Source organism: Klebsiella sp. P1927 (genome assembly GCF_018204675.1).
Lineage (GTDB): Bacteria > Pseudomonadota > Gammaproteobacteria > Enterobacterales > Enterobacteriaceae > Klebsiella > Klebsiella pneumoniae.
Genome location: NZ_CP073377.1, coordinates 4823933 through 4848623 on the forward strand (window position 1 = coordinate 4823933; position 24691 = coordinate 4848623).

Annotated in this window: 20 protein-coding genes, 1 rRNA gene and 1 riboswitch; of the genes, 13 read left to right on the forward strand and 8 right to left on the reverse strand. The window is 57.2% G+C overall.

From position 1 onward, the window contains the following. Nucleotides 1-68: 68 nt before the first annotated feature. A riboswitch (Lysine riboswitch) is annotated at nt 69-304 on the forward strand. A gap of 179 nt (nt 305-483) precedes the next feature. From lysC to KB892_RS24100, 3 genes are all read left to right on the forward strand, one after another. Next, complete coding sequence (gene lysC, locus KB892_RS24090) at nt 484-1833, forward strand: lysine-sensitive aspartokinase 3 (RefSeq protein ID WP_004146591.1); 1350 nt, start codon at nt 484-486, stop codon at nt 1831-1833. Between the two features lie 138 nt (nt 1834-1971). After that, nucleotides 1972-2901, forward strand: a complete 930-nt coding sequence (panS, locus tag KB892_RS24095; protein ID WP_002884627.1) for a ketopantoate/pantoate/pantothenate transporter PanS — start codon at nt 1972-1974, stop codon at nt 2899-2901. 116 nt (nt 2902-3017) lie between these two features. Continuing rightward, nucleotides 3018-3290, forward strand: coding sequence for a YjbD family protein (locus KB892_RS24100; RefSeq protein ID WP_002884625.1), 273 nt, complete (start codon nt 3018-3020; stop codon nt 3288-3290). On the opposite strand, the gene rluF is transcribed toward KB892_RS24100, so the two are convergent. Continuing rightward, on the reverse strand, nt 3287-4162 hold the full coding sequence (gene rluF / locus KB892_RS24105) for a 23S rRNA pseudouridine(2604) synthase RluF (RefSeq protein WP_002884619.1): 876 nt from the start codon (nt 4160-4162) through the stop codon (nt 3287-3289). The two genes, KB892_RS24100 and rluF, sit on opposite strands and share 4 nt — an antisense overlap. A gap of 349 nt (nt 4163-4511) precedes the next feature. Here rluF and KB892_RS24110 point away from each other — a divergent pair, with 349 nt between their 5' ends. The 8 genes from KB892_RS24110 (at nt 4512) to KB892_RS24145 (ending at nt 11053) form a co-directional block, all read left to right on the forward strand. Then, nucleotides 4512-5459, forward strand: a complete 948-nt coding sequence (locus KB892_RS24110; RefSeq protein WP_002884616.1) for a sugar-binding transcriptional regulator — start codon at nt 4512-4514, stop codon at nt 5457-5459. A gap of 70 nt (nt 5460-5529) precedes the next feature. Continuing rightward, the gene (locus KB892_RS24115) at nt 5530-6333 is read left to right on the forward strand and encodes an SDR family oxidoreductase (protein ID WP_002884614.1); all 804 of its coding nucleotides are present in this window, start codon (nt 5530-5532) and stop codon (nt 6331-6333) included. 9 nt (nt 6334-6342) lie between these two features. Then, nucleotides 6343-6750, forward strand: a complete 408-nt coding sequence (locus KB892_RS24120) for a PTS sugar transporter subunit IIA (RefSeq protein ID WP_002884611.1) — start codon at nt 6343-6345, stop codon at nt 6748-6750. Next, nucleotides 6750-7244 carry a mannose/fructose/sorbose PTS transporter subunit IIB gene (locus KB892_RS24125; protein ID WP_004151751.1) on the forward strand — a complete coding sequence of 165 codons (495 nt, stop codon included), beginning with the start codon at nt 6750-6752 and terminating at the stop codon, nt 7242-7244. The genes KB892_RS24120 and KB892_RS24125 overlap by 1 nt, the downstream gene beginning before the upstream one ends. A 65-nt stretch (nt 7245-7309) precedes the next feature. Beyond that, a complete protein-coding gene (locus tag KB892_RS24130; RefSeq protein WP_002884608.1) occupies nt 7310-8110 on the forward strand; it encodes a PTS mannose/fructose/sorbose transporter subunit IIC in 801 nt (266 codons plus the stop codon). An 11-nt stretch (nt 8111-8121) separates the two neighbouring features. Beyond that, the gene (locus KB892_RS24135; RefSeq protein WP_002884590.1) at nt 8122-8946 is read left to right on the forward strand and encodes a PTS system mannose/fructose/sorbose family transporter subunit IID; all 825 of its coding nucleotides are present in this window, start codon (nt 8122-8124) and stop codon (nt 8944-8946) included. A gap of 72 nt (nt 8947-9018) precedes the next feature. Beyond that, nucleotides 9019-10251, forward strand: a complete 1233-nt coding sequence (gene sorE, locus KB892_RS24140; protein ID WP_002884587.1) for an L-sorbose 1-phosphate reductase — start codon at nt 9019-9021, stop codon at nt 10249-10251. Further along, a complete protein-coding gene (locus KB892_RS24145; protein WP_002884583.1) occupies nt 10244-11053 on the forward strand; it encodes a shikimate 5-dehydrogenase in 810 nt (269 codons plus the stop codon). Before sorE ends, KB892_RS24145 begins: the two co-directional genes overlap by 8 nt. An 87-nt stretch (nt 11054-11140) precedes the next feature. Here KB892_RS24145 and KB892_RS24150 read toward each other — a convergent pair whose 3' ends face one another. Both KB892_RS24150 and metH read right to left on the reverse strand, forming a co-directional pair. Next, nucleotides 11141-12772 (reverse strand): Na/Pi cotransporter family protein, encoded by a 1632-nt coding sequence (locus tag KB892_RS24150; protein WP_002884582.1) that lies wholly within the window; start codon nt 12770-12772, stop codon nt 11141-11143. A 129-nt stretch (nt 12773-12901) separates the two neighbouring features. After that, on the reverse strand, nt 12902-16585 hold the full coding sequence (gene metH / locus KB892_RS24155; RefSeq protein ID WP_004151753.1) for a methionine synthase: 3684 nt from the start codon (nt 16583-16585) through the stop codon (nt 12902-12904). Between the two features lie 194 nt (nt 16586-16779). Here metH and iclR point away from each other — a divergent pair, with 194 nt between their 5' ends. Then, complete coding sequence (gene iclR / locus KB892_RS24160; RefSeq protein WP_002884578.1) at nt 16780-17610, forward strand: glyoxylate bypass operon transcriptional repressor IclR; 831 nt, start codon at nt 16780-16782, stop codon at nt 17608-17610. A gap of 50 nt (nt 17611-17660) precedes the next feature. On the opposite strand, the gene aceK is transcribed toward iclR, so the two are convergent. The 4 genes from aceK to metA form a co-directional block, all read right to left on the reverse strand. Continuing rightward, nucleotides 17661-19445 carry a bifunctional isocitrate dehydrogenase kinase/phosphatase gene (gene aceK / locus KB892_RS24165; RefSeq protein WP_002884575.1) on the reverse strand — a complete coding sequence of 595 codons (1785 nt, stop codon included), beginning with the start codon at nt 19443-19445 and terminating at the stop codon, nt 17661-17663. 102 nt (nt 19446-19547) lie between these two features. Then, nucleotides 19548-20852, reverse strand: a complete 1305-nt coding sequence (gene aceA / locus KB892_RS24170) for an isocitrate lyase (RefSeq protein ID WP_002884570.1) — start codon at nt 20850-20852, stop codon at nt 19548-19550. A gap of 79 nt (nt 20853-20931) precedes the next feature. Further along, a complete protein-coding gene (gene aceB, locus KB892_RS24175; RefSeq protein ID WP_002884559.1) occupies nt 20932-22533 on the reverse strand; it encodes a malate synthase A in 1602 nt (533 codons plus the stop codon). A 260-nt stretch (nt 22534-22793) separates the two neighbouring features. Continuing rightward, nucleotides 22794-23723, reverse strand: a complete 930-nt coding sequence (metA, locus tag KB892_RS24180) for a homoserine O-acetyltransferase MetA (protein ID WP_004146576.1) — start codon at nt 23721-23723, stop codon at nt 22794-22796. Between the two features lie 156 nt (nt 23724-23879). Between metA and KB892_RS24185 the strand changes: the two genes are divergently transcribed. Further along, the gene (locus tag KB892_RS24185) at nt 23880-24341 is read left to right on the forward strand and encodes an acetyltransferase (RefSeq protein ID WP_002884493.1); all 462 of its coding nucleotides are present in this window, start codon (nt 23880-23882) and stop codon (nt 24339-24341) included. Nucleotides 24342-24503: 162 nt separating this feature from the next. On the opposite strand, the gene rrf is transcribed toward KB892_RS24185, so the two are convergent. Beyond that, nucleotides 24504-24619: ribosomal RNA gene (gene rrf / locus KB892_RS24190) — 5S ribosomal RNA — on the reverse strand. Nucleotides 24620-24691: the final 72 nt, after the last annotated feature.

A 24691-nucleotide genomic window follows, 5' to 3' on the forward strand; every position in this document is an offset into this window, starting at 1 on the left:
TACAGCGAAAGGGTATTCGCGGGGGATATAATGTCCCTGTTCCCCCGGCCAGGTGAAAGACGTCAGTAATTGCCAGAAGAGGTGCGTTGCCCAGGTAACCGTATTGGAGGAACCAGTCCGGGGAAGATACGTGAGGGGGAGCAACGCCGAGGTGAAAGAGCGTCTGGTCACGCTCCTCGCCGGCCACAGGGGCTGAATCCCCTGGGTTGTCACCAGAAACGTTCGCAGTCGGGCGTTTCATACCCGAACACCTCAGCGCCCAAAGCGGTGAGTCGGGTCTACAAGGTGGAGCACTTCTGGGTGACATCGTAGTTGTTTATCACTCTGCGCCACCCTGTTTATCGCTCTTCCCTTGTGCCATGGCTGAATAATTTGGCCTGGCTTATTAAGACATTTTGTTGCGATCCGGCGGCGTCCAGCCCCTGCCAGGATCGGTGCTCAGGAATCGTTTTAATAAGTCAGGCCCCCTGACACGAGGTTGTTATGACAGATCTAGTCGTCGCCAAATTTGGCGGCACCAGCGTTGCTGATTTTGACGCAATGAACCGCAGCATCGATGTGGCGCTGCTCGATGCCAATACCCGTATTGTTGTGCTCTCCGCCTCTGCCGGCGTGACCAACATTCTGGTGGCCTTAGCGGGAGGGCTGGAACCCACCGAACGTTTTTCCCAGCTGGACGCTCTGCGTCAGATCCAGTTCAATATTCTGGAGCGTTTGCGTTATCCCAACGTGATCCGCGAAGAGATTGAGCGCTTGCTGGAAAATATCACGACGCTGGCGGAAGCCGCCGCGCTCGCCTCCTCAACCGCCCTGACTGACGAACTGGTCAGCCATGGCGAACTGATGTCTACCCTGCTGTTTGTGGAAATTCTGCGTGAACGCGGTATTCAGGCGCAGTGGTTTGACGCCCGTAAAGTGCTGCGCACTAACGATCGCTTTGGCCGCGCCGAACCGGACATCGCCGCCGTCGCCGAACTGACCCAGCAGCAGCTGGCGCCGCGCCTGGCGGAAGGCCTGGTGGTGACCCAGGGCTTTATCGGCAGCGAAGCGAAAGGCCGCACCACCACCCTCGGCCGCGGCGGCAGCGATTATACCGCCGCTCTGCTCGGCGAAGCGCTGAATGCCACCCGCGTCGATATCTGGACCGATGTCCCGGGGATCTATACTACCGACCCGCGCGTCGCGCCGGCGGCGAAACGCATCGACGTCATCGCCTTTGAAGAGGCAGCGGAAATGGCCACCTTTGGCGCCAAAGTGCTGCATCCGGCGACCCTGCTGCCTGCCGTGCGCAGCGATATCCCGGTGTTTGTCGGCTCCAGTAAAGAGCCTAAAGCGGGCGGTACGCTGGTGTGTAAAACCACCGAGAACCCGCCGCTGTTCCGCGCGCTGGCGCTGCGTCGCCGGCAAACGCTGCTGACGCTGCACAGCCTGAATATGCTGCACTCCCGCGGCTTCCTCGCCGAAGTGTTCGGTATTCTGGCGCGCCATAACATCTCAGTTGATTTGATCACCACCTCCGAAGTGAGCGTGGCCCTGACCATGGACACCACCGGCTCGACCTCTGCGGGCGATACCCTGCTGACCCAGGCGCTGCTGACCGAGCTCTCTTCGCTGTGCCGCGTGGAAGTGGAAGAAAATCTGGCGCTGGTCGCCCTGATTGGCAATGAGCTGTCGAAAGCCTGCGGCGTCGGCAAAGAGGTCTTTGGCGTCCTCGAGCCGTTTAACATCCGCATGATCTGCTATGGCGCCTCCAGCCACAACCTGTGCTTCCTGGTGCCGGGCGACGATGCGGAGAAGGTTGTGCAGAAGCTGCATCATAATTTGTTTGAATAAAATTCCTTAGCACGTTAAACAATACCTATAGCCGGGCTCGAACCCGGCTTTTTTATAACAACATCAACACAACCAGCTGACCTGCTCGCCGCCCATCGGGATGGCGCGGCCCGGTTCGCGTATCGCAAGGAACACAACATGCTCGCAACTCTGACGCGGCTGTTCCCGTTATGGGCACTGCTGCTCTCCGTTCTGGCCTATTACACTCCCACCACCTTCACCCCAATTGGCCCATGGGTCACCACCCTGCTGATGCTGATCATGTTCGGTATGGGCGTGCATCTGAAGCTGGAGGATTTCAAACGCGTCCTGTCGCGTCCGGCGCCGGTCGCTGCGGGGATATTTCTGCACTATCTGGTGATGCCGCTCGCCGCCTGGCTGCTGGCGCTGCTGTTTCATATGCCGCCGGAGCTTTCCGCCGGGATGGTGCTGGTCGGCAGCGTCGCCAGCGGGACCGCCTCCAACGTGATGATCTTTCTTGCCAAAGGGGATGTGGCGCTGTCGGTGACCATCTCCTCGGTCTCCACCCTCGTCGGCGTCGTGGCGACACCGCTGCTCACCCGTCTGTACGTCGACGCGCATATTCAGGTCGACGTCATGGGCATGTTGCTCAGCATTCTGCAGATTGTGGTCATTCCTATCGCGCTGGGACTGATTGTCCATCATCTGCTGCCGAAGGTGGTGAAAGCGGTAGAGCCGTTCCTGCCCGCCTTCTCGATGGTGTGCATTCTGGCGATCATCAGCGCGGTGGTGGCGGGTTCCGCCGCCCATATCGCCTCCGTCGGCCTGGTGGTGATTATCGCGGTGATCCTGCATAACACTATTGGTCTGCTTGGCGGGTACTGGGGCGGACGTCTGTTTGGTTTTGATGAATCCACCTGCCGTACGCTGGCGATCGAGGTGGGGATGCAGAACTCCGGCCTGGCGGCCGCGCTGGGTAAAATTTACTTCGGCCCGCTGGCGGCGCTGCCGGGCGCGCTGTTCTCCGTCTGGCATAACCTGTCCGGTTCGCTGCTGGCCGGGTACTGGTCAGGAAAGCCCATCGCCAAAAAAGCCGACAAGCGCTGAGTTTGATACGTCCGGGCGCAGGCCTGGGCGTGTGCCTGCTTTAGTTGCCATACAGGCTATCAGTAAAATATTCATTGCCGTACACTGGGTGCTCTGGTCTGACTGAGGGCACCACCATGGCACTCCCCCGTATTACACAAAAAGAGATGACCGAGCGCGAACAGCGCGAATTGAAAACGCTGCTTGACCGCGCGCGTATTGCGCATGGCCGCCCGCTGAGCAATGCGGAAACGAACAGCGTGAAAAAGGAATATATCGATAAGCTGATGGCGCAGCGTGAAGCGGAAGCGAAGAAAGCCCGCCAGGTGAGAAAACAGCAGGCTTATAAAACGGATAAGGAAGCGACCTTTTCCTGGTCGGCGAATACGCCGACCCGCGGCAGGCGTTAACGCCCTTTCTTTTTACGTCCCGGCTGGGTGAAACGTTTCCCGTTACCAGCCGGGCGGCCCTTATCGTTGCTATTTTCCATCTTCACCACCGGGCGCTTGATGCCGGGAGTCGCCGCTTTGGCCTTCGGCCTGGCTTTCGGCTTCGCTTCGGAAGAGGAGTTTTCAATCAGCTTGAACAGGTCGATCAGCTCGTCATCGGTTAGATCACGCCATTCACCCAAGGGGATCCCCGTCAGGCTCACGTTCATGATCCGCGTACGCTCAAGCTTCGTCACTTCATAGCCAAAGTGCTCGCACATACGACGGATCTGGCGATTCAGCCCCTGCACCAGAGTGATGCGGAAAACGAACGGCGCTTCTTTCTTTACCTTACATTTTTTGGTCACGGTCCCGAGAATCGGTACCCCCGCGCCCATGCCGCGAATGAACTCATCGGTCACCGGCTTATCGACCGTGACCAGATACTCTTTTTCATGGTCGTTGCCGGCGCGCAGGATCTTGTTCACCAGATCGCCATGGTTGGTGAGGAAGATCAGCCCCTGGGAGTCTTTATCCAGACGGCCGATAGGAAAGATACGCTTGCTGTGGTTGACGAAATCGACAATGTTGTCGCGCTCGCCATCTTCGGTGGTGCTCACAATGCCGACCGGCTTATTCAGCGCAATCAGTACCAGATCATCCGCTTCGCGCGGCTCAATCAACCGTCCGTTCACTTTGACTAAATCGCCAGGCTTCACCTGATCGCCAATAGTGGCGCGCTTGCCATTGATAAAGACGTTGCCTTGTTCAATAAAGCGGTCCGCTTCGCGACGCGAGCAGATGCCGCTTTCGCTGATGTATTTATTTAATCGGGTTGATGAGTCGGGCAGCATAGATTCTCCTGTAAAAGCGAAATATACCCTACCTTGTGGGCGAGAAAAAAGATGTGCCTTTGCGCCCTCCGGCGCAAGGTGTGATCGACTACGCCTTTTTTCACAAAAGTGTCCCGCTCAACGCCTGGCAACTTTGCATGATGAAATATCACAGAATCAGAGATTTAGCGTGCAATGCACAAAGGTGCCAATAACCCGCTATTGATAACGCAAATGTGCAAGATTATTCGCCAGATTAGGGTGATGAAATAAAAGAAAATCGCTTTAAACGGTGGCTCTAATAGGGTTATATCAGATCAACAGCACAAACCCGCGATTTGCACAAATGTGCAGGAGCCTGCAGATGACCATGGAAAACAGTGACGATATCCGGTTGATTGTCAAAATCGCCCAGCTCTATTACGAGCAGGATATGACTCAGGCGCAAATTGCTCGCGAGCTGGGGATCTATCGCACCACCATCAGTCGCCTGCTGAAGCGCGGCCGCGAGCAGGGCATTGTTACCATCGCCATCAACTATGACTACAATGAAAACCTGTGGCTCGAGCAACAGCTCAAGCAAAAATTTGGCCTGAAAGAGGCGGTGGTTGCCAGCAGCGATGGGCTGCTGGAAGAAGAACAGCTGAGTGCGATGGGCCAGCATGGCGCCCTGCTTGTCGATCGGTTGCTGGAGCCAGGCGATATCATCGGTTTTTCATGGGGCCGCGCCGTGCGTTCGCTGGTGGAGAACCTGCCGCAGGCCAGCCAGTCACGCCAGGTGATCTGCGTCCCCATCATCGGTGGACCTTCCGGTAAACTGGAGAGCCGCTACCATGTGAACACCTTAACCTACGGCGCGGCAGCCAGACTGAAAGCGGAATCCCACCTTGCCGATTTTCCAGCCCTGCTGGATAACCCGCTGATCCGCAACGGCATCATGCAGTCCCAGCACTTTAAAACCATCTCATCCTACTGGGACAGCCTGGATGTGGCGCTGGTGGGTATTGGTTCACCGGCCATTCGCGACGGCGCAAACTGGCACGCCTTCTACGGCAGCGAAGAGAGCGACGATCTCAACGCCCGCCACGTCGCCGGGGATATCTGTTCGCGTTTCTACGATATTAACGGCGGGTTAGTCGATACCAATATGAGCGAAAAAACCCTGTCGATCGAAATGGCGAAGCTGCGCCAGGCTCGCTATTCCATCGGCATCGCCATGGGGGAAGAGAAATACTCTGGCATTCTTGGCGCATTGCACGGACGCTATATTAATTGTCTGGTGACAAACAGAGAAACGGCTGAGTTATTACTGAAATAACACACAGGATATGATTTCACGCAGCACCCGCTGCGGGGGATCCCTTTATCTAAAGAAATGGGAGTGAATAATGAATACCTGGTTAAATTTAAAAGATAACGTCATTATCGTGACCGGCGGCGCCTCGGGAATTGGGCTGGCCATTGTCGATGAATTATTATCACAAGGTGCTCATGTCCAGATGATTGATATTCATGGCGGCGATCGTCATCACAATGGCGATAATTATCACTTCTGGCCGACGGATATTTCCAGCGCGACAGAGGTGCAACAGACTATCGATGCCATTATTCAGCGCTGGTCGCGTATTGATGGTTTGGTCAATAACGCTGGCGTGAATTTCCCGCGTTTATTAGTCGACGAAAAAGCACCGGCCGGCCGCTATGAATTAAACGAAGCCGCTTTTGAAAAAATGGTCAATATCAACCAGAAAGGGGTGTTTTTCATGTCGCAGGCGGTGGCGCGTCAAATGGTCAAACAGCGCGCCGGTGTGATTGTCAATGTCTCTTCGGAGAGCGGCCTGGAAGGTTCTGAAGGTCAAAGCTGCTACGCCGCGACCAAGGCCGCGCTCAACAGCTTTACCCGCTCCTGGTCCAAAGAATTGGGTAAATATGGGATCCGCGTGGTCGGCGTTGCGCCGGGGATCCTCGAAAAAACCGGTCTGCGGACACCGGAATATGAAGAGGCGCTGGCCTGGACGCGCAATATCACCGTCGAGCAACTTCGCGAGGGATATACCAAAAACGCCATTCCCATCGGGCGGGCAGGAAAGCTCTCGGAAGTGGCTGATTTTGTTTGCTATCTCTTGTCAGCGCGCGCCAGCTACATCACCGGAGTCACCACTAACATTGCCGGCGGAAAAACGCGCGGTTAAGGAGGCAGTATGGTTCACGCTATCTTCTGCGCCCACGGCCAGCTGGCCGGGGCCATGCTTGATTCGGTATGCATGGTCTACGGCGAGGTTAACGTCAGCGCCGTCGCGTTTGTCCCCGGCGAAAACGCGGCGGATATCGCCATTAACCTGGAAAAGTTAGTAAGCGCCCACACCGATGAGGAGTGGGTAATCGCGGTAGATTTGCAGTGCGGAAGCCCATGGAATGCCGCAGCCGGGCTGGCAATGCGTCACCCGCAGATCCGGGTGATTAGCGGCCTGTCGCTGCCGCTGGCACTCGAGCTGGTGGATAACCAGCATACCCTGAGCGCCGATGACTTATGCCAGCATCTGCAGGCCATCGCCAGTCAGTGCTGTGTGGTCTGGCAGCAGCCAGAAACCGTTGAGGAGGAGTTCTGATGCAAATTACCCTCGCCCGTATTGATGACCGACTGATTCATGGCCAGGTCACCACCGTGTGGTCAAAAGTCGCCAACGCCCAGCGGATAATTATCTGCAATGACGATGTATTTAACGATGAGGTTCGCCGGACCCTGTTGCGCCAGGCGGCTCCGCCAGGCATGAAGGTAAACGTTGTCAGTCTGGAAAAAGCGGTTGCGGTCTATCATAACCCGCAATATCAGGACGAGACCGTCTTTTATTTATTTACCAATCCACACGATGTTTTAACGATGGTGCGCCAGGGCGTGCAGATCGCCACGTTAAATATTGGTGGCATGGCCTGGCGACCCGGTAAAAAACAGCTAACCAAAGCCGTTTCTTTGGATCCGCAGGATATTCAGGCATTCCGTGAACTCGATAAACTGGGCGTAAAACTCGATTTACGCGTGGTCGCATCAGATCCGTCAGTCAATATTCTCGACAAAATTAACGAAACAGCTTTCTGCGAATAAAAAATAGCGCCTGTTGTGATATGCCGTAGCAGGCAGGATGACTCACACCTTAAAGGTCATAAATTATGGAAATTAGTACCCTACAGATAATAGCCATATTTATTTTTTCCTGTATTGCCGGAATGGGCAGCGTGCTGGATGAATTTCAGACCCATCGGCCCCTTATCGCCTGTACCGTGATTGGCCTCATCCTGGGCGATTTAAAAACCGGGGTTATGCTCGGCGGTACGCTGGAGCTGATCGCCCTCGGCTGGATGAACGTGGGGGCAGCGCAGTCGCCAGATTCGGCGCTGGCCAGCATTATCTCCGCCATTCTGGTGATTGTGGGCCACCAGAGCATTGCCACCGGTATCGCCATTGCTCTGCCGGTGGCCGCCGCCGGGCAGGTGCTGACCGTTTTCGCCCGTACCATTACCGTGGTGTTCCAGCACGCCGCGGACAAAGCGGCCGAGGAGGCGCGCTTTCGCACCATCGACCTGCTGCATGTCTCCGCACTGGGGGTGCAGGCACTGCGCGTGGCAATCCCGGCGCTGGTGGTCTCGCTGTTCGTTAGCGCGGATATGGTCAGCAGTATGCTCAGCGCGATCCCGGAATTCGTCACCCGCGGCCTGCAGATTGCCGGTGGTTTCATTGTCGTCGTGGGCTACGCGATGGTGCTGCGAATGATGGGCGTGAAATACCTGATGCCCTTCTTTTTCCTCGGTTTTCTCGCCGGGGGTTATCTCGACTTCAGCCTGCTGGCCTTCGGCGGCGTGGGCGTCATCATCGCGCTGATCTACATCCAGCTCAATCCACAGTGGCGTAAAGCTGAACCCGCCGCCTCCACTGCCCCCTCTGCCCCCGCCCTTGACCAGCTTGACGACTAATGGAGCCGAAAATGGAACAGAAAAAAATCACGCAAGGCGACCTGGTGAGCATGTTTCTCCGCTCCAACCTCCAGCAGGCCTCCTTTAACTTCGAACGTATTCATGGCCTGGGGTTTTGCTACGACATGATCCCGGCGATCAAACGCCTTTATCCGCTCAAAGCCGATCAGGTCGCGGCGCTGAAGCGTCATCTGGTGTTCTTTAATACCACGCCGGCGGTGTGTGGCCCGGTGATCGGCGTCACCGCCGCCATGGAGGAGGCCCGGGCTAACGGCGCGGCCATTGACGATGGCGCTATCAACGGCATCAAAGTGGGTCTGATGGGCCCGCTGGCCGGCGTCGGCGACCCGCTGGTCTGGGGCACGCTGCGGCCGATTACCGCGGCCCTTGGCGCCTCGCTGGCCCTCTCCGGCAACATTCTGGGACCTTTGTTATTTTTCTTTATTTTCAATGCAGTGCGGCTGGCAATGAAGTGGTACGGCCTGCAACTGGGCTTCCGTAAAGGGGTCAATATCGTCAGCGATATGGGCGGTAACCTGCTGCAGAAGCTGACCGAAGGCGCCTCCATTCTCGGCCTGTTTGTCATGGGGGTGCTGGTGACCAAATGGACCACCATCAATGTGCCGCTGGTGGTTTCCCAAACGCCCGGTGCAGACGGCGCCACCGTCACGATGACCGTCCAGAACATCCTCGATCAGCTCTGCCCCGGCCTGCTGGCGCTGGGCCTGACGCTACTGATGGTGCGTCTGCTGAACAAGAAAGTGAATCCGGTCTGGCTGATTTTCGCCCTTTTCGGCTTAGGCATTATCGGCAACGCCCTCGGCTTTCTGTCCTGATTATTCCGCCCCGGCGATGCCGGGGTGACGTCAACAACATAGCCCCGAAAGATGAAGGGGATGAGGTGGTTTATGCAAACAACAACGGCCCTGCGCCTGTATGGCAAACGAGACCTGCGCCTGGAAACCTTTACCCTCCCGGCGATGCAGGACGATGAGATCCTCGCCCGGGTGGTCACGGACAGCCTGTGTCTTTCCTCATGGAAAGAGGCCAATCAGGGTGCCGATCATAAAAAGGTGCCAGATGATGTGGCCACCAGGCCCATTATTATCGGTCATGAATTCTGCGGCGAAATCCTTGCCGTCGGTAAAAAGTGGCAGCATAAGTTTCAGCCAGGGCAGCGCTACGTGATCCAGGCCAACCTGCAGTTGCCCGACCGACCCGACTGCCCCGGCTACTCATTCCCATGGATCGGTGGCGAAGCCACCCATGTGGTGATCCCCAATGAGGTGATGGCGCAGGATTGCCTGCTCACCTGGGAGGGGGATACCTGGTTTGAAGGATCGCTGGTGGAGCCGCTCTCCTGCGTCATTGGCGCTTTCAACGCCAATTATCATCTGCAGGAGGGGAGTTACAACCACGTGATGGGGATCCGTCCTCAGGGACACACTCTGATCCTGGGCGGGACGGGGCCGATGGGGCTGCTGGCTATCGACTATGCGCTGCACGGCCCCATCAATCCTTCACTACTGGTAGTGACCGATACCAATAAGCCGAAGCTCAGCTACGCCCGCCGTCATTACCCCTCTGAGCCGCAGACGCTGATCCACTACCTCGACGGCCATGAGGCCAGTCGCGATACGCTACTGGCGCTCAGCGGCGGCCATGGCTTCGACGATATCTTCGTGTTTGTGCCAAACGAACAGCTGATCACCCTGGCCTCCTCGTTGCTGGCTCCGGACGGCTGCCTGAATTTCTTTGCTGGCCCCCAGGATAAGCAATTCAGCGCCCCGATCAACTTCTACGACGTGCACTACGCCTTTACCCACTACGTCGGCACCTCCGGCGGTAATACTGACGATATGCGCGCCGCGGTGGCGCTGATGCAGGCGAAAAAGGTCCAGACGGCGAAAGTGGTCACCCATATTCTCGGCCTGAACGCCGCGGGCGAAACCACCCTCGATCTGCCTGCCGTCGGCGGGGGAAAAAAGCTGGTGTATACCGGAAAAGCCTTCCCGCTCACGCCGCTGGGCGAGATCGCCGATCCCGAACTGGCAGCGATTGTGGCGCGTCACCATGGGATCTGGTCCCAGGAGGCTGAAGCGTATCTGCTGGCCCACGCGGAGGATATTACGCATGATTAACCGCGATACGCTGCTGTGCATCTCCCTGGCGGGTCGCCCCGGCAACTTCGGCACCCGCTTTCATAACTATCTGTATGACAAGCTGGGATTGAACTACCTCTACAAAGCCTTTACGACTAAGGATATTGAGGCGGCGGTAAAAGGGGTTCGCGCATTGGGTATCCGCGGCTGTGCGGTCTCCATGCCGTTTAAAGAGAGCTGCATACCGTTTCTTGACGCGATCGATCCGTCAGCAAAAGTCATCGACTCCGTCAACACCATCGTCAACGACGACGGGAAGTTAACCGGGCTAAACACCGATTACATCGCGGTCAAAAGCCTGATCGCCAGCCATCGGCTCGATACCAACGCCAGAGTGATGATTCAGGGTAGCGGCGGCATGGGGAAAGCCGTCATTGCCGCCTTCCGTGATGCCGGTTTCCGCGACGTGATCATTGCGGCCCGCAATCGCCAGCGCGGCCTGGCGCTGGCAAAACAGTATGGCTTTCAGTGGCAGCCCCTGCCCGAAGGGATCGCAGCCGAGATTCTGGTCAATGTCACACCGCTGGGCATGGCGGGGGGAGCGGAAAGCAACACGCTGGCGTTCAGCGAGGCCATGGTGGCCCAGGCCAGCGTCGTGTTTGACGTGGTCGCGTTGCCGGCGGAAACTCCGCTGATCCGCCTGGCGCAACAACGGGGTAAGCAAACCATCAGCGGTGCGGAAGTTATTGCCCTGCAAGCCGTCGAGCAGTTTGCCCTTTATACCGGCGTACGGCCGGATAGCGCGCTGGTGGCAGAGGCCTCGGCGTTTGCCAGAAGCTAGGATGTCCCTCCCGGGAAGGCGTCAGCCACGTCCCGGGAGGGCTACCTCGCCAGAAAAGAAGCGACATAAACGGAAAAATAATCCGTCTCAGTAGTCATCCCGTTCGTCGTCTTCATCCGGCTGCTCCATCACGCTGTAAGCCACCGAGCAGAACAGGCTGTTCAGACGCTTCATATCCCCCAGCAGCGCCAGGTGCAACGTACTGGTTTCGATGCTCTGCACGTTCTGCTGATGCAGACGGTCAACGTGCGCATGCGAGTAGCGGCGGTTAAGAATGCGGAACCGGTGTTTGCTGCGCCGCAGGCGGCGGGCGCTGGGCACATCGCTGGAGAAGAAGACCGACATCGCCAGCTGCAGGTTGCTGAGCAGCAGATCGTACAGCGCATCAAGCTCCTTTAACCCTTCTACCGAGAAGGCGCGCCGCGCCGCCAGCGATTTATCGGCGATCTCGCTGCCCATTCGCTCGACGATATCGGACGCCTGTTCGAGGTTTAACGACATCTCAATAATTTCCGCCCAGCGCCGGGATTCCTCTTCCGCCAGCTCATCCTTTGGCATTCGCGCCAGATAGAGCTTAATAGCGGTGTAAAGTACGTTGATATCATCCGCCATACGGCGCAGCTCTTTCTCTTGACGCGGTTCGCCATGCATCACCTTGTGCAGGCTCTCCAGCATCTGCTCCATCGCGTCACCAATGCGCAGCGTCTCACGCGCGGCATTGGCCAGCGCCAGCGCCGGGGTGTCCAGCGCCGACGGGTCGAGATGCTTGGGTTTGAGATGGTTATCCAGCTCGGGCTCATCGCGGATCAGACGCTGGCACAGCTTCGCCATCGGTCCGGCAAAGGGCACCATCGCGATGCAGCGCAGCAGGTTGTAAAAGACGTGGAAGTAGATAACCAGCTCGGACTCGGCCAACGGCAGCTTTTGCATCGCCGCGGCCAGCGGATGGACGAACGGCAGAATAATCAGACTCCCCACCAGCTTAAACAGCAGGCTGCCCAGCGCCACCCGGCGCGCCGCCGCGTTCGCCGCGCTGTTGTTAAGCATCGCCAGCAGCCCCGATCCCAGGTTGGCGCCAATCACCAGACACAGCGCCACCGGGAAAGAGATCGCTCCCGCCGCGGTCAGCGTCGCCGTTAACAGCACCGCCGCCAGGCTGGAGTAGCTAATGATTGCAAATACGGCGCCAATCAAAGCATCCAGCATGATATCGCCGGTCAGCGAGGCGAAAATCACCTGCACACCGTTCGCCTGGGTTATGGGGTGTACGGCCTGGACAATCAGCTCGAGGGCCAACAGGATCAGCCCCAGACCAATCCCCACCCGTCCAAGCTGCCCGGCGCGGGTCTGCTTGCGGCCGAGGAAGAAAATCACCCCGATAAATATCAACAACGGCGACAGCCACGACAGGTCGAAGGTCAACACCCTCGCCATCAGCGCCGTCCCGACGTCGGCCCCCAGCACCATCACCAGCGCTGGCATCAGACCCACTAAATCCTGGGCGACAAATGAGGTCACCAGCATGGTGGTGGCGTTACTGCTTTGCACCAGCGCAGTCACGCCAAGACCCGCGCAGAAGGCGAGCGGCTTTTTCTCTACGCTGCTACTGAGAACGGTACGCAGGCGAGCGCCATAGACGCGCATCACCCCGGTACGCACGATATGCGTGCCCCACACCAGCAGAGCAACCGCGGACAACAGGTGTAGCAGAGTTAACACGGAATCAGCTTCTCCTTATCGTTATAGGTTTTCCGAAGTTCAGGAACCTATCTCAGTATAAGGGGTTAACCTCAATAAAGAGACAAGGCGCTCACAGAGCGCCTTGTTTGTTGTAAGGAAAGATGACGACTAGTCCGCATCATAGCCCAGATTAGGCGCTAACCAGCGCTCGACCTCCGCCGGCGTCATTCCTTTACGCAGCGCGTAATCTTCGACCTGATCGCGCTGGATCTGCGCCACGGCGAAGTACTTGCTATCCGGATGGCTGAAGTACCAGCCGGAAACCGATGCGCCCGGCCACATGGCGAACGATTCGGTGAGCTTCATGCCGGTATGGGCTTCGACGTCCAGTAGCTGCCAGATGGTCCCCTTTTCGGTATGCTCCGGACAGGCCGGATATCCCGGCGCCGGTCGGATCCCCTGGTAGTTCTCGCGAATAAGCTCCTCATTGCTGAGGTTCTCATTGGCCGCATATCCCCAGTAAACCTTGCGCACTTTCTCATGCAGATACTCGGCAAAGGCCTCCGCCAGGCGATCGGCGATGGCCTTGATCATGATCTTGTTATAGTCATCATGCTGCGCTTCATAGGCATCCGCCAGCGCGTCCTCTTCCAGGCCGCCGGTCACGGCGAAGGCGCCGATGTAGTCCGCCTTGCCGCTCAGCTTCGGCGCGACAAAATCGGCGAGGCAGTAGTTGGCGAAGCCAACCTTCTCCGTCTGCTGGCGCAGATGATGGCTCACCGTCAGCACGTGGGTGCGGGTTTCATCGCGATAGATTTCAATATCGTCGCCCACGCGGTTGGCCGGGAACAGACCCACCACGCCCCGCGGGTTCAGGGTTTTCTCTGCGCTCAGCTTATCCAGCAGCTCGTTAGCGTCTTTGAACAGGCGCTGCGCCTCTTCCCCTACCACTTCATCTTCCAGAATGCGCGGATATTTACCCGCGAGCGACCAGGTCATGAAGAACGGCGTCCAGTCGATGTAGTTGCGCAGAGTCTCGATACTGGCTTCCACCGTCTGTACTCCCAGACGATGAGCCACCGGCGGCGTGTAGCTCTCCCAGTCAAAGGCCAGATCGTTTTCCCGCGCGGCGGCAAGGGTCACCGGCGGCGTACGCGGTTTTTTACGCCCATGCTGGATACGCACCGTTTCATACTCTTTGCGCGTGCGGGCGACAAACTCGTCGCGCTGCGTGTCCGAGAGCAGCGCAGACACCACGCCGACGGTGCGCGAGGCGTTCTGTACGTAAACGGTCGGGCCGCTGTAGTTCTGCTCGATTTTCACCGCCGTATGCGCTTTCGAGGTGGTCGCGCCGCCTATCAGCAGCGGGATGGTAAAGCCCTGGCGCTCCATCTCTTTCGCCACATTAACCATCTCGTCCAGCGATGGGGTAATCAGCCCGGAAAGACCAATTAGATCCGCGTTTACCTCTTTGGCCGTTTTGAGAATTTTATCCGCCGGGACCATCACGCCAAGATCGATGATTTCGTAGTTATTGCACTGCAGCACCACGCCGACGATGTTTTTGCCAATGTCATGAACGTCGCCTTTTACCGTGGCAATCACCATTTTGCCGTTACTGGAGCCCTGCTCTTTACTGGCTTCAATAAACGGCTCAAGGTAGGCCACCGCCTGTTTCATTACACGGGCGGATTTCACCACCTGCGGCAGGAACATTTTGCCTTCGCCGAACAGATCGCCGACCACGTTCATGCCGTCCATCAGCGGCCCTTCAATGACCTCAATCGGGCGGGCGGCCTGCTGACGCGCTTCTTCGGTGTCCTGTTCGATAAATTCGGTAATGCCCTTCACCAGCGAATATTCGAGGCGTTTTTTCACTTCCCAGGTGCGCCACTCCGCCTGCTGGGCATTCGCGCCGTCGTCCGCTTTGCTGCCGCGATATTTTTCCGCCAGCTCAAGTAACCGTTCGGTACTGTCATCGCGGCGGTTGAGGATCACGTCTTCGACCGCGTCGCGCAGCTCGCCCGGGAGGTCATCATAGATGGCCAGCTGACCGGCGTTGACGATCCCCATGTCCATGCCGTTGCGGATCGCGTAGTAGAGGAATACGGCGTGGATCGCCTCACGTACCGGGTCATTACCGCGGAAGGAGAAGGAGACGTTGGAGACCCCGCCGGAGATTAGCGCATGCGGCAGCTCGCGTTTGATGTCTTCGCAGGCGCCGATAAAGTCCTGTGCGTAGTTGTTATGCTCTTCGATACCGGTGGCGACGGCAAAGATATTGGGGTCGAAGATAATATCTTCCGGCGGGAAGCCGACCTCTTCGGTTAGGATTTTGTAGGCGCGACGGCAAATCTCAATTTTACGTTCGCGGGTGTCGGCCTGACCAACCTCGTCGAAAGCCATCACCACCACCGCGGCGCCGTAGCGGCGAACCAGTTTCGCATGGTGGATAAAGGATTCGACGCCCTCTTTCATCGAAATCGAGTTAACGATGCCTTTGCCCTGAATACATTTCAGGCCCTTTTCAATGACTTCCCACTTGGAGGAGTCGATCATGATCGGCACGCGGGCAATGTCCGGCTCGCCGGCAATCAGGTTAAGGAAACGCACCATCGCCGCTTCCGCGTCGAGCATCCCCTCGTCCATGTTGATATCGATAATCTGCGCGCCGCTTTCCACCTGCTGACGCGCAACGTCCAGCGCTTCGCTGTACTTCTCTTCTTTAATCAGCCGCTTAAATTTCGCCGAGCCGGTGACGTTAGTTCGTTCACCGACGTTAACGAACAGGCTATCGTCGCCGATATTCAACGGCTCCAGGCCGGCGAGGCGGCAGGCCACCGCAATTTCCGGCAACTGACGCGGCGGCAGGCCCGCTACCGCCCGGCTCATGGCGGCGATATGCTCCGGGGTGGTACCGCAGCAGCCGCCAACGATATTGAGGAAACCGGCTTCCGCCCATTCGCGAATTTGCGTCGCCATGGTGTCGGCGTCCAGATCGTATTCGCCGAAGGCGTTGGGAAGGCCGGCGTTCGGGTGCGCGGTGACGTAGCATTCGGCAATGCGCGACAGCTCCTGGACGTACTGCCGCAGCTCGTCCGGCCCGAGGGCGCAGTTCAGACCAAACGATAAGGCTTCGGCGTGACGCAGCGAGTTATAAAAGGCTTCGGTGGTCTGTCCGGAAAGCGTGCGGCCAGAGGCATCGGTAATGGTCCCGGAGATCATCAGCGGCAGGTCAACGCCTAACGCCTCCAGCTCCTCTTTCACCGCATATATAGCCGCTTTAGCGTTCAGAGTATCAAACACCGTTTCAATCAGGATCAGATCCACGCCACCTTCCACCAGCGCCCGGGTGGATTCGCGATAGGCGGCCACCAGCTGGTCAAAGGTAATATTACGGAACGCCGGATCGTTCACATCAGGCGAGATAGAGGCGGTGCGGTTGGTCGGGCCAAGCACGCCCGCGACATAGCGCGGTTTTTCCGGCGTGCGGGCCGTCCAGGCGTCGGCGCTGGCGCGGGCCAGCTTCGCCGCGGCAAAGTTGATCTCGGCCGACAGGGATTCCATCTGGTAATCCGCCATCGCGATGGTCGTCGAGTTAAAGGTGTTGGTCTCAATGATATCCGCGCCGGCCTCGAAATAGGCGTCGTGGATCTCGCGGATCACTTCGGGTTTGCTGAGCACCAGCAGGTCGTTGTTGCCTTTCAGGTCGCACGGCCAGTCAGCAAAGCGCTCACCGCGAAAGTCCTGCTCACTCAGACGATAGCCCTGGATCATGGTGCCCATGCCCCCATCCAGAACCAGAATACGTTCTTTTAACTGCTGATGCAGTTGCTCAACTTTGCTGCTCACACTTGCTCCCGACAACGCTCGACTCAGGCCAAATAGCCAACAAACCATACTGGCATAAACCACCGGAGCGGAAAAGACAACAACGGGCAATATGAGACATGTTCAGCTTCACTCCTCCGATGAGTCCGGTTGTGATTGCATTATTGCCAAATAAAACGAAAATTATTTCCACGATACAGAAAAAGGAGTTCGCGATGGCCACAACCCCCATTCCCGCGAAACGCGGCAGAAAACCCGCGGCTGCCACTGCCCAGCAGGCTGGCGGTCAGGTTCAGTCGCTGACCCGCGGCCTGAAATTACTCGAATGGATTGCCGAGTCCCACAGCAGCGTCGCGCTGACCGAACTGGCGCAGCAGGCGGGTCTGCCCAACTCCACGACTCACCGTCTGCTGACCACCATGCAACAGCTGGGCTTCGTCCGCCAGGTTGGCGAGCTGGGTCACTGGGCCGTAGGGGCGCATGCTTTCGTGGTCGGCAGCAGCTTTCTACAAAGCCGCAATCTGCTGGCCATTGTCCACCCGATCCTGCGCCAGCTGATGGAAGATTCCGGTGAAACGGTGAATTTAGCGGTGCTCGACCAGAGCGACCACCAGGCGATCATTATCGATCAGGTGCAGTGCACCCAGCTGATGCGGATGTCGGCGCCAATCGGCGGTAAACTGCCGATGCACGCTTCCGGCGCCGGGAAGGCGTTTCTCGCGCAGCTGAGCGAAGAGCAGGTCACCAGTCTGCTGCACCGTAAAGGGCTGCATGCCTATACGCATGCCACGCTGGTCTCCCCGCTGCATCTGAAGGAAGATTTAGCCCAGACCCGCAAGCGGGGCTACTCTTTCGATGATGAGGAGCACGCGCTCGGCCTGCGCTGCGTCGCCGCCTGCATTTACGATGAACATCGCGAACCGTTCGCGGCAATCTCCATCTCAGGCCCCATCTCGCGTATGACCGATGATCGGGTGACTGAGCTGGGCGCGCTGGTGATCAAGGCGGCGAAGGAAGTGACGCTGGCGTATGGCGGGGTTAAATAAAAAAATGCCCCAGAAGGGCATTTTAAGTAGGCCTGATAAGCGTAGCGCCATCAGGCAGATCGGCGCACCTTGCCGGATGGCGGCGTAAACGCCTTATCTGGTCTACTGTCGGCGCCATAGCGCACGCTAAAACGCTGCTTGCGCCGGTAGGCGTAGACATCTTCCACATGGCCGTTTTTAATCCGCATCTGCAGTGCGCGCCAGTAGTCGGCGCGCAGCAGGTCGGCATGCATCTCTTCAAACAGTGGCCCAATGCGCGGGTCGGCGCACAGCCAGTGGCGGAACTCCTCCGGAAACACATCGCCAGGCGAAACGCTGTACCACGGCTCGCTGGCCAGCTCATCCTCCGGATAGCGCGGCGGCGGGATCTCGCGAAAATTCACTTCCGTCATATAGCAGATTTCATCATAGTCGTAGAACACCACCCGGCCATGGCGGGTGACGCCGAAGTTTTTAAATAACATATCGCCGGGAAAGATGTTGGCGGCGGCCAGCTGGCGGATAGCATTGCCATACTCTTCTACCGCATCACGCAATGCCTGGCCGTTAACCTGCTCCAGCCACAGGTTGAGCGGCACCATTCGCCGTTCAATATAGAGATGGCTGATGACGATGCGGTCGCCGAGATCGGTGAGTTTGTTCCCCGCTTCCGCCTGCAGCAGCGCCAGCAGCGCCGGCGCGATTTGCCGTTTATCCAGCACGAAATTTTCAAACTCCTGTGTGTCCGCCATCCGCCCGACGCGGTCATGCTCCTTTACCAGCTGATAGCAAGCCCGCACATGGGCGGCGGTCATCTCTTTCTGCGGCGCGAAGCGGTCCTTGATCACCTTAAACACCCGGTCAAAGCCCGGCAGGGTAAACACCAGCATCACCATCCCGCGAATACCCGGCGCTTCAATAAACTGCTCATCGCAGCGAGTAATGTAGTGTAGATATTCGCGATAGCTTTCGGTTTTGGCGTGCTTCTGACAGCCAATCGCCATGTACAGCTCGGCCGTCGTTTTACCCGGCAAGATCTCGCGCAGCCATTCCACCAGCGCGCCGGGCAACGGCGCATAAACCATAAAATAGGAACGCGCGAAGCCAAAAACGATACTCGCTTCGGCATGGGTTGTGAGGCAGGTGTCAACAAACAGCTCACCCTCTTCGCTGCGGTGGATCGGCAGCAAAAAAGGCAGCGTCGCCATCGGCATGACCAGTTTGCCCACCAGCCAGGCGGCTTTATTGCGGTAGAACAGCTCATTGGCGACCTGCAGATGACAGGTGGCGAGCAGTTCCTCCCCCAGCGCCTCCTGCAGACTGGCAATGATATAGCCGATATCCCGCGCTTTGTTTTGCCACGGTAGCCGCAGCGGCAGATCGGACAGTACTTTACCCAGCAGGTGCGACCAACCGCGTTCCGGAAAGAAATCTTTCGCCAGCGGTCGCGGGAGGGTACGAAAGGGTCGCTCGGGCTGCGAGCTGAAAATAAAGAGCCGCTCGGGGGTCAGCGAGCGGTGGTCAAACAGGCGGCAGTAGACCGAATTGAAAAAGCTCTCAGCAATTTCAAAGCGAGGGTAATCCGGTAAAAGTTGGGTGTACTGCTGTTTCACCCGCAGAAGAAAATCGACGTCGGTGCTTTTCCCTTCGGTGATGCAGCGCAGCTGCTCTACTACCAGGCCCACGTGGTGATCGTAGAGATGGATCCGCTGCTTCATCGCCTGCTGCACGGCGTGCCAGTCAGCCTGTTCAAAGCGCTGCTGCGCGCCGGAAGTGACTTCAAGAAAACGCCCATACTGCGCGTCAAATCCCTGCAATATCGTTTGGGCAATCAGTAATTCAAGACCACGCGTCATCGCTTTCCCCCATCCGGCGCCACGTCATGCCGGAAGGCGCGCTCGCTTATCCGGCCTGCGTCCTCTTGCAGGACCGGTCAGCGTCGCGCCACCGGGCATGGCTTAAAACTGCTCTTCTTCGGTCGAGCCGGTCAGCGCCGTTACCGACGAGGTACCACCCTGGATAATGGTGGTGACCTTGTCGAAGTAGCCGGTGCCCACCTCCTGCTGATGCGAGACGAAGGTGTAGCCTTCCGGCCCGGCGGCGAATTCCGGCTGCTGCACTTTCTCAACATAGTGGCGCATCCCCTCACCCTGAGCGTAGGCATGGGCGAGGTCGAACATGTTGAACCACATGCTGTGGATCCCCGCGAGGGTAATAAACTGGTATTTGTATCCCATGTCCGACAGCTGCTGCTGGAAGCTGGCGATGGTTTTATCATCAAGATTTTTCTTCCAGTTAAACGACGGCGAGCAGTTATAGGCCAGCAGTTTGCCCGGGAAACGCGCATGGATAGCCTCGGCAAAGCGGCGCGCCTGCTCGAGATCCGGTTTCGACGTTTCACACCACACCAGATCCGCATACGGCGCGTAGGCCAGCCCGCGGCTGATCGCCTGCTCGATCCCGGCGTGGGTGCGGAAGAACCCTTCGCTGGTGCGATCCCCGGTAATAAACTCACGATCGTACGGATCGCAGTCTGAGGTAATTAAATCCGCGGCGTCGGCATCGGTACGGGCGATGACCAGCGTCGGGACCCCCATCACGTCGGCCGCCAGACGCGCCGCCACCAGCTTCTGAATCGCTTCCTGAGTCGGAACCAGCACTTTACCGCCCATATGGCCGCACTTCTTCACCGATGCCAGCTGATCTTCGAAGTGAACAGCCGCTGCACCGGCTTCAATCATCGATTTCATCAGCTCAAAGGCGTTCAGGACGCCGCCAAAACCGGCCTCCGCATCCGCCACGATCGGCAGGAAGTAGTCGATAAAGCGCGGATCGTTCGGTTCAATTCCCGCTGACCACTGGATCTGATCGGCGCGGCGGAAGGTGTTGTTGATCCGATCCACCACCGCCGGTACCGAGTTGGCCGGATACAGCGATTGATCCGGATACATGCTGGACGCCAGGTTAGCATCCGCCGCCACCTGCCAGCCGGAGAGATAAATGGCTTCGATACCCGCCTTCGCCTGCTGCAAGGCCTGGCCGCCGGTCAGCGCGCCGAGACTGTTGACGTACCCTTTTTTCGCCTCCCCGTGCAGCAGACGCCACAGTTTCGCCGCGCCAAGCTGCGCCAGCGTGCATTCCGGATTCACCGAGCCGCGTAACTTCACCACCTCTTCCGCGCTGTAGGGACGGGTAATGCCTTCCCAGCGCGGGTTCGTCCATTCTTTGTTTAATTCTTCGATTTGTTGGGTACGGGTTTTCATGTGCAGATGCTCCATATAATTTCCTGGCTCCCCAGGCTCATAGGTGAAGGACTAAATGGCGAACCACACCATCTGGCGATTAGGCCAGCAGGCGGTAGCCCGGCAATGTCAGAAAATCAATTAGCTCGTCGGAGGTGGTGATCTGCTCCATCAGTCGCGCCGCATCGTCAAAGCGGCCGTGGCTGAAGCGGTGCTCTCCCAGCTCCTCCTGAATCACCATCAGCTCTTCCGCCAGCCACTGGCGGAACAGCGCCTTAGTGACCGGGGTACCGTCGTTCAGGGTTTTCTGATGATGGATCCACTGCCAGATAGAGGTGCGCGAGATCTCGGCCGTTGCGGCGTCTTCCATCAGGCCATAAATCGGTACGCAGCCGTTGCCGGAGATCCACGCTTCGATGTACTGCACCGCCACGCGAATGTTGGCGCGCATTCCGGCTTCCGTGCGTTCGCCCTCACAGGGAGCCAGCAGTTGTTCAGCGGTAATTGGCGCATCCTCGCTCCGGGTGACCGAGAGCTGATTCGGCTTATCGCCCAGCACGCGGTCAAACACCGCCATGGCGGTATCCGCCAGGCCCGGGTGGGCGATCCAGGTCCCATCGTGACCGTTGTTTGCCTCCAGCTCTTTATCGGCGGTGACTTTACTCAGCACCTGGCGGTTACGTTCGGTATCTTTGCTCGGGATAAACGCCGCCATACCGCCCATCGCAAACGCGCCGCGTTTGTGGCAGGTCTTAATCAACAAGCGTGAGTAGGCGCTGAGGAAGGGTTTATCCATCGTCACCACCTGCCGGTCCGGCAGTACGCGATCCGGATGGTTTTTCAGCGTCTTGATATAGCTGAAGATGTAATCCCAGCGGCCGCAGTTCAGGCCAACAATATGGTCGCGCAGCGCATGCAGGATCTCATCCATCTGGAACACCGCTGGCAGCGTCTCAATCAGCAGCGTGGCCTTGATGGTGCCGCGCGGCAGGTCAAAGCGATCTTCCGTAAAACTGAAGACATCGTTCCACCATGCCGCCTCCTGCCAGGCCTGTGTTTTTGGCAGATAGAAGTAGGGACCACTTCCTTTCGCCAGCAGCGCCTGGTAGTTATGAAAGAAATAGAGCGCAAAATCGAACAGGCTGCCGGGGATGGCCTCATTACGCCAGGTCACATGCTTTTCCGGCAGATGCAGGCCGCGCACACGGCATACCAGCACAGCGGGATTGGGCTGCAACTGATAGATTTTGCCGGCCTCGTTGGTGTAGCTGATGGTTCCGTTCACGGCATCGCGCAGGTTGATTTGACCATCAATGACTTTGCGCCAGTCAGGCGCCAGCGAATCCTCAAAGTCCGCCATAAAGACTTTGACGTTGGCATTCAGCGCGTTAATGACCATCTTGCGCTCGACGGGGCCGGTGATTTCCACGCGGCGATCCTGCAAATCAGCCGGGATACCGCGAATAGTCCAGTCGCCATTTCTAATGGAAGCAGTTTCCGAAATAAAATCCGGAAGCTGCCCGTCGTCAATAGCCTGCTGTTGCTGCAAACGAGCGGCCAGCAGCTTATTGCGCGCCGGCGTAAAGCGGCTCACCAGTTCCGTCAGAAATTCTACCGCCTCAGGCGTTAAGATCTGCTTCTCCTGCTCGCCATAGGGCTGACTAAAGGCCAGTTCATCGGTGATTGTCGCCTGCTGCGTCATTGTGCTGCTCCTCTTGGTTGATCCGCTGGAAGCGAGCGAAAGATCGTTGTGCAGTTTTCGCTAAGCACAATTAAGACTACTCAATTAATTTCCAAAATCAAAAACAATTTCCATTTTAATTTTAATTTATCATTAACACATTGATAACAATGAAATTAAAGTTATCCTCGCGTATGAAGTGAATTTCGGAAATAAAAAAGGCACCCGAAGGTGCCAGAGGCAAAATGCTGAAACGCTTTAGGATCGTCTCACGTAGAGTATTATTCCAGCGTCGGATTCATATGACGCAGATCGTATGGCGTAATCTGGTAGACGTAATAGTTAAGCCAGTTAGCGAACAGCAGATTGCCGTGGCTGCGCCAGGTGGCGCGCGGTTTGTTCTGCGGGTCGTTTTGTGGGAAATAGTTATGAGGTATCTCAGGGTTCAAACCGGCTTCCACATCGCGGAAATATTCGCTTGCCAGGGTATTGGCATCGTACTCCGGGTGGCCGGTGACAAAGGCGATGCGCTTATCTTTGCTGGCGAACAAATACGCATCGCCCTCTTCCGTCTCCGCGAGGATCTCGAGATCGGTATAGTCGCGAATAAGTCCGGCCGGAAAATCAGCATAGCGTGAGTGCGGGGCCAGGAAAGAGTCGTCGAAACCGCGGGTCAGTAAGGCGTGCGGATGAAGAATATGGTGTTCATAGACGCCGGAAATCTTTTCGGCGCGGGTCTGCTTGGGAATGCCGTACAGAATGTTCAGCGCGGCCTGAACCGCCCAACAGACGAACAGCGTCGAAGTGACGTGATCCTTGGCCCACTCCAGCACCTGTTTGATCTGCGGCCAGTAAGCAACATCGTTAAACTCAACCAGGCCTAAAGGAGCGCCGGTAACAATCAGGCCGTCAAAGTTCTGATCGCAGATCTCATCGAAATTACAGTAAAAGTTATTCAGATGCTCCGCAGGGGTATTACGCGACTCGCGCGCATCGATACGTAATAACTGGATATCCACCTGCAGCGGAGAGTTTGATAGCAGACGCAGGAACTGGTTTTCCGTCTCGATTTTCTTCGGCATCAGGTTGAGGATTAACACCTTCAGGGGGCGGATTTCCTGAGTCGTTGCACGTGTTGTCGTCATTACGAAGACGTTTTCATTGCGCAAGAAATTGACGGCTGGCAGCTCGTCCTGCACCCGAATTGGCATAACTGTATTACCTCATAGCATACGTATAAACGTTTAGACATCCAGATAGCTGAAGATAACCAGGAATCGGGTGAATGTCGAGTCTGCATGTTCACGGTGAGAAAATTTCACGGCGCTTGTTGAGTTAGAATATAAGAATGTAGAAAAGGAGAAAGTATGGTTATTAACATCCGCCGTTCCCGGCCTGATGAAGGGGATAAACTGACTGCGATCTGGTGTCGGTCGGTCGACGCCACGCATGATTTTCTGACAAAAGCGTATCGAAAGGAGCTGGAGGAGATGGTACGCGCATTTTTACCGGAGGCTCCGCTGTGGGTGGCGGTTAATACGGAAGACCAGCCGATCGCCTTTATGCTGCTGACCGGAGAACATATGGATGCGCTGTTCGTCGATCCGGATGTCCGCGGCTGTGGCGTGGGGAAGTTGCTGATTGAGCATGCGCTGTCGTTAACGCCGAAGCTGACGACCAATGTAAATGAGCAGAATGAACAAGCGGTCGGGTTTTATCAGAAGATGGGTTTTAGGGTGACAGGGCGCTCTGAAACGGACGATCTGGGGCAACCGTATCCGTTATTGAATTTGATGTATGAGCAGCAGGCTGAAGCAGACTACGATTGACGTCGGTAACTTTGCGGCATTGATGTCCCCTCGGCCAGCAGGTGGCCGAGGATCTGTAGCCCCGGTAAGCGCAGCGCCACCGGGGGGACATACCCGCACGCTGGCCGGACGACAGAAACGCAAAAAGCCCATCCGGCAGGATGGGCTCTTCACTTGTTTGATGCCTGGCAGTTCCCTACTCTCACATGGGGAGACCCCACACTACCATCGGCGCTACGGCGTTTCACTTCTGAGTTCGGCATGGGGTCAGGTGGGACCACCGCGCTAGTGCCGCCAGGCAAATTCTGTTTTATCAACACGTTTCACCAACGTATCGATTAATCTGTATCAGAGCTGAAAATTCTCTCAAA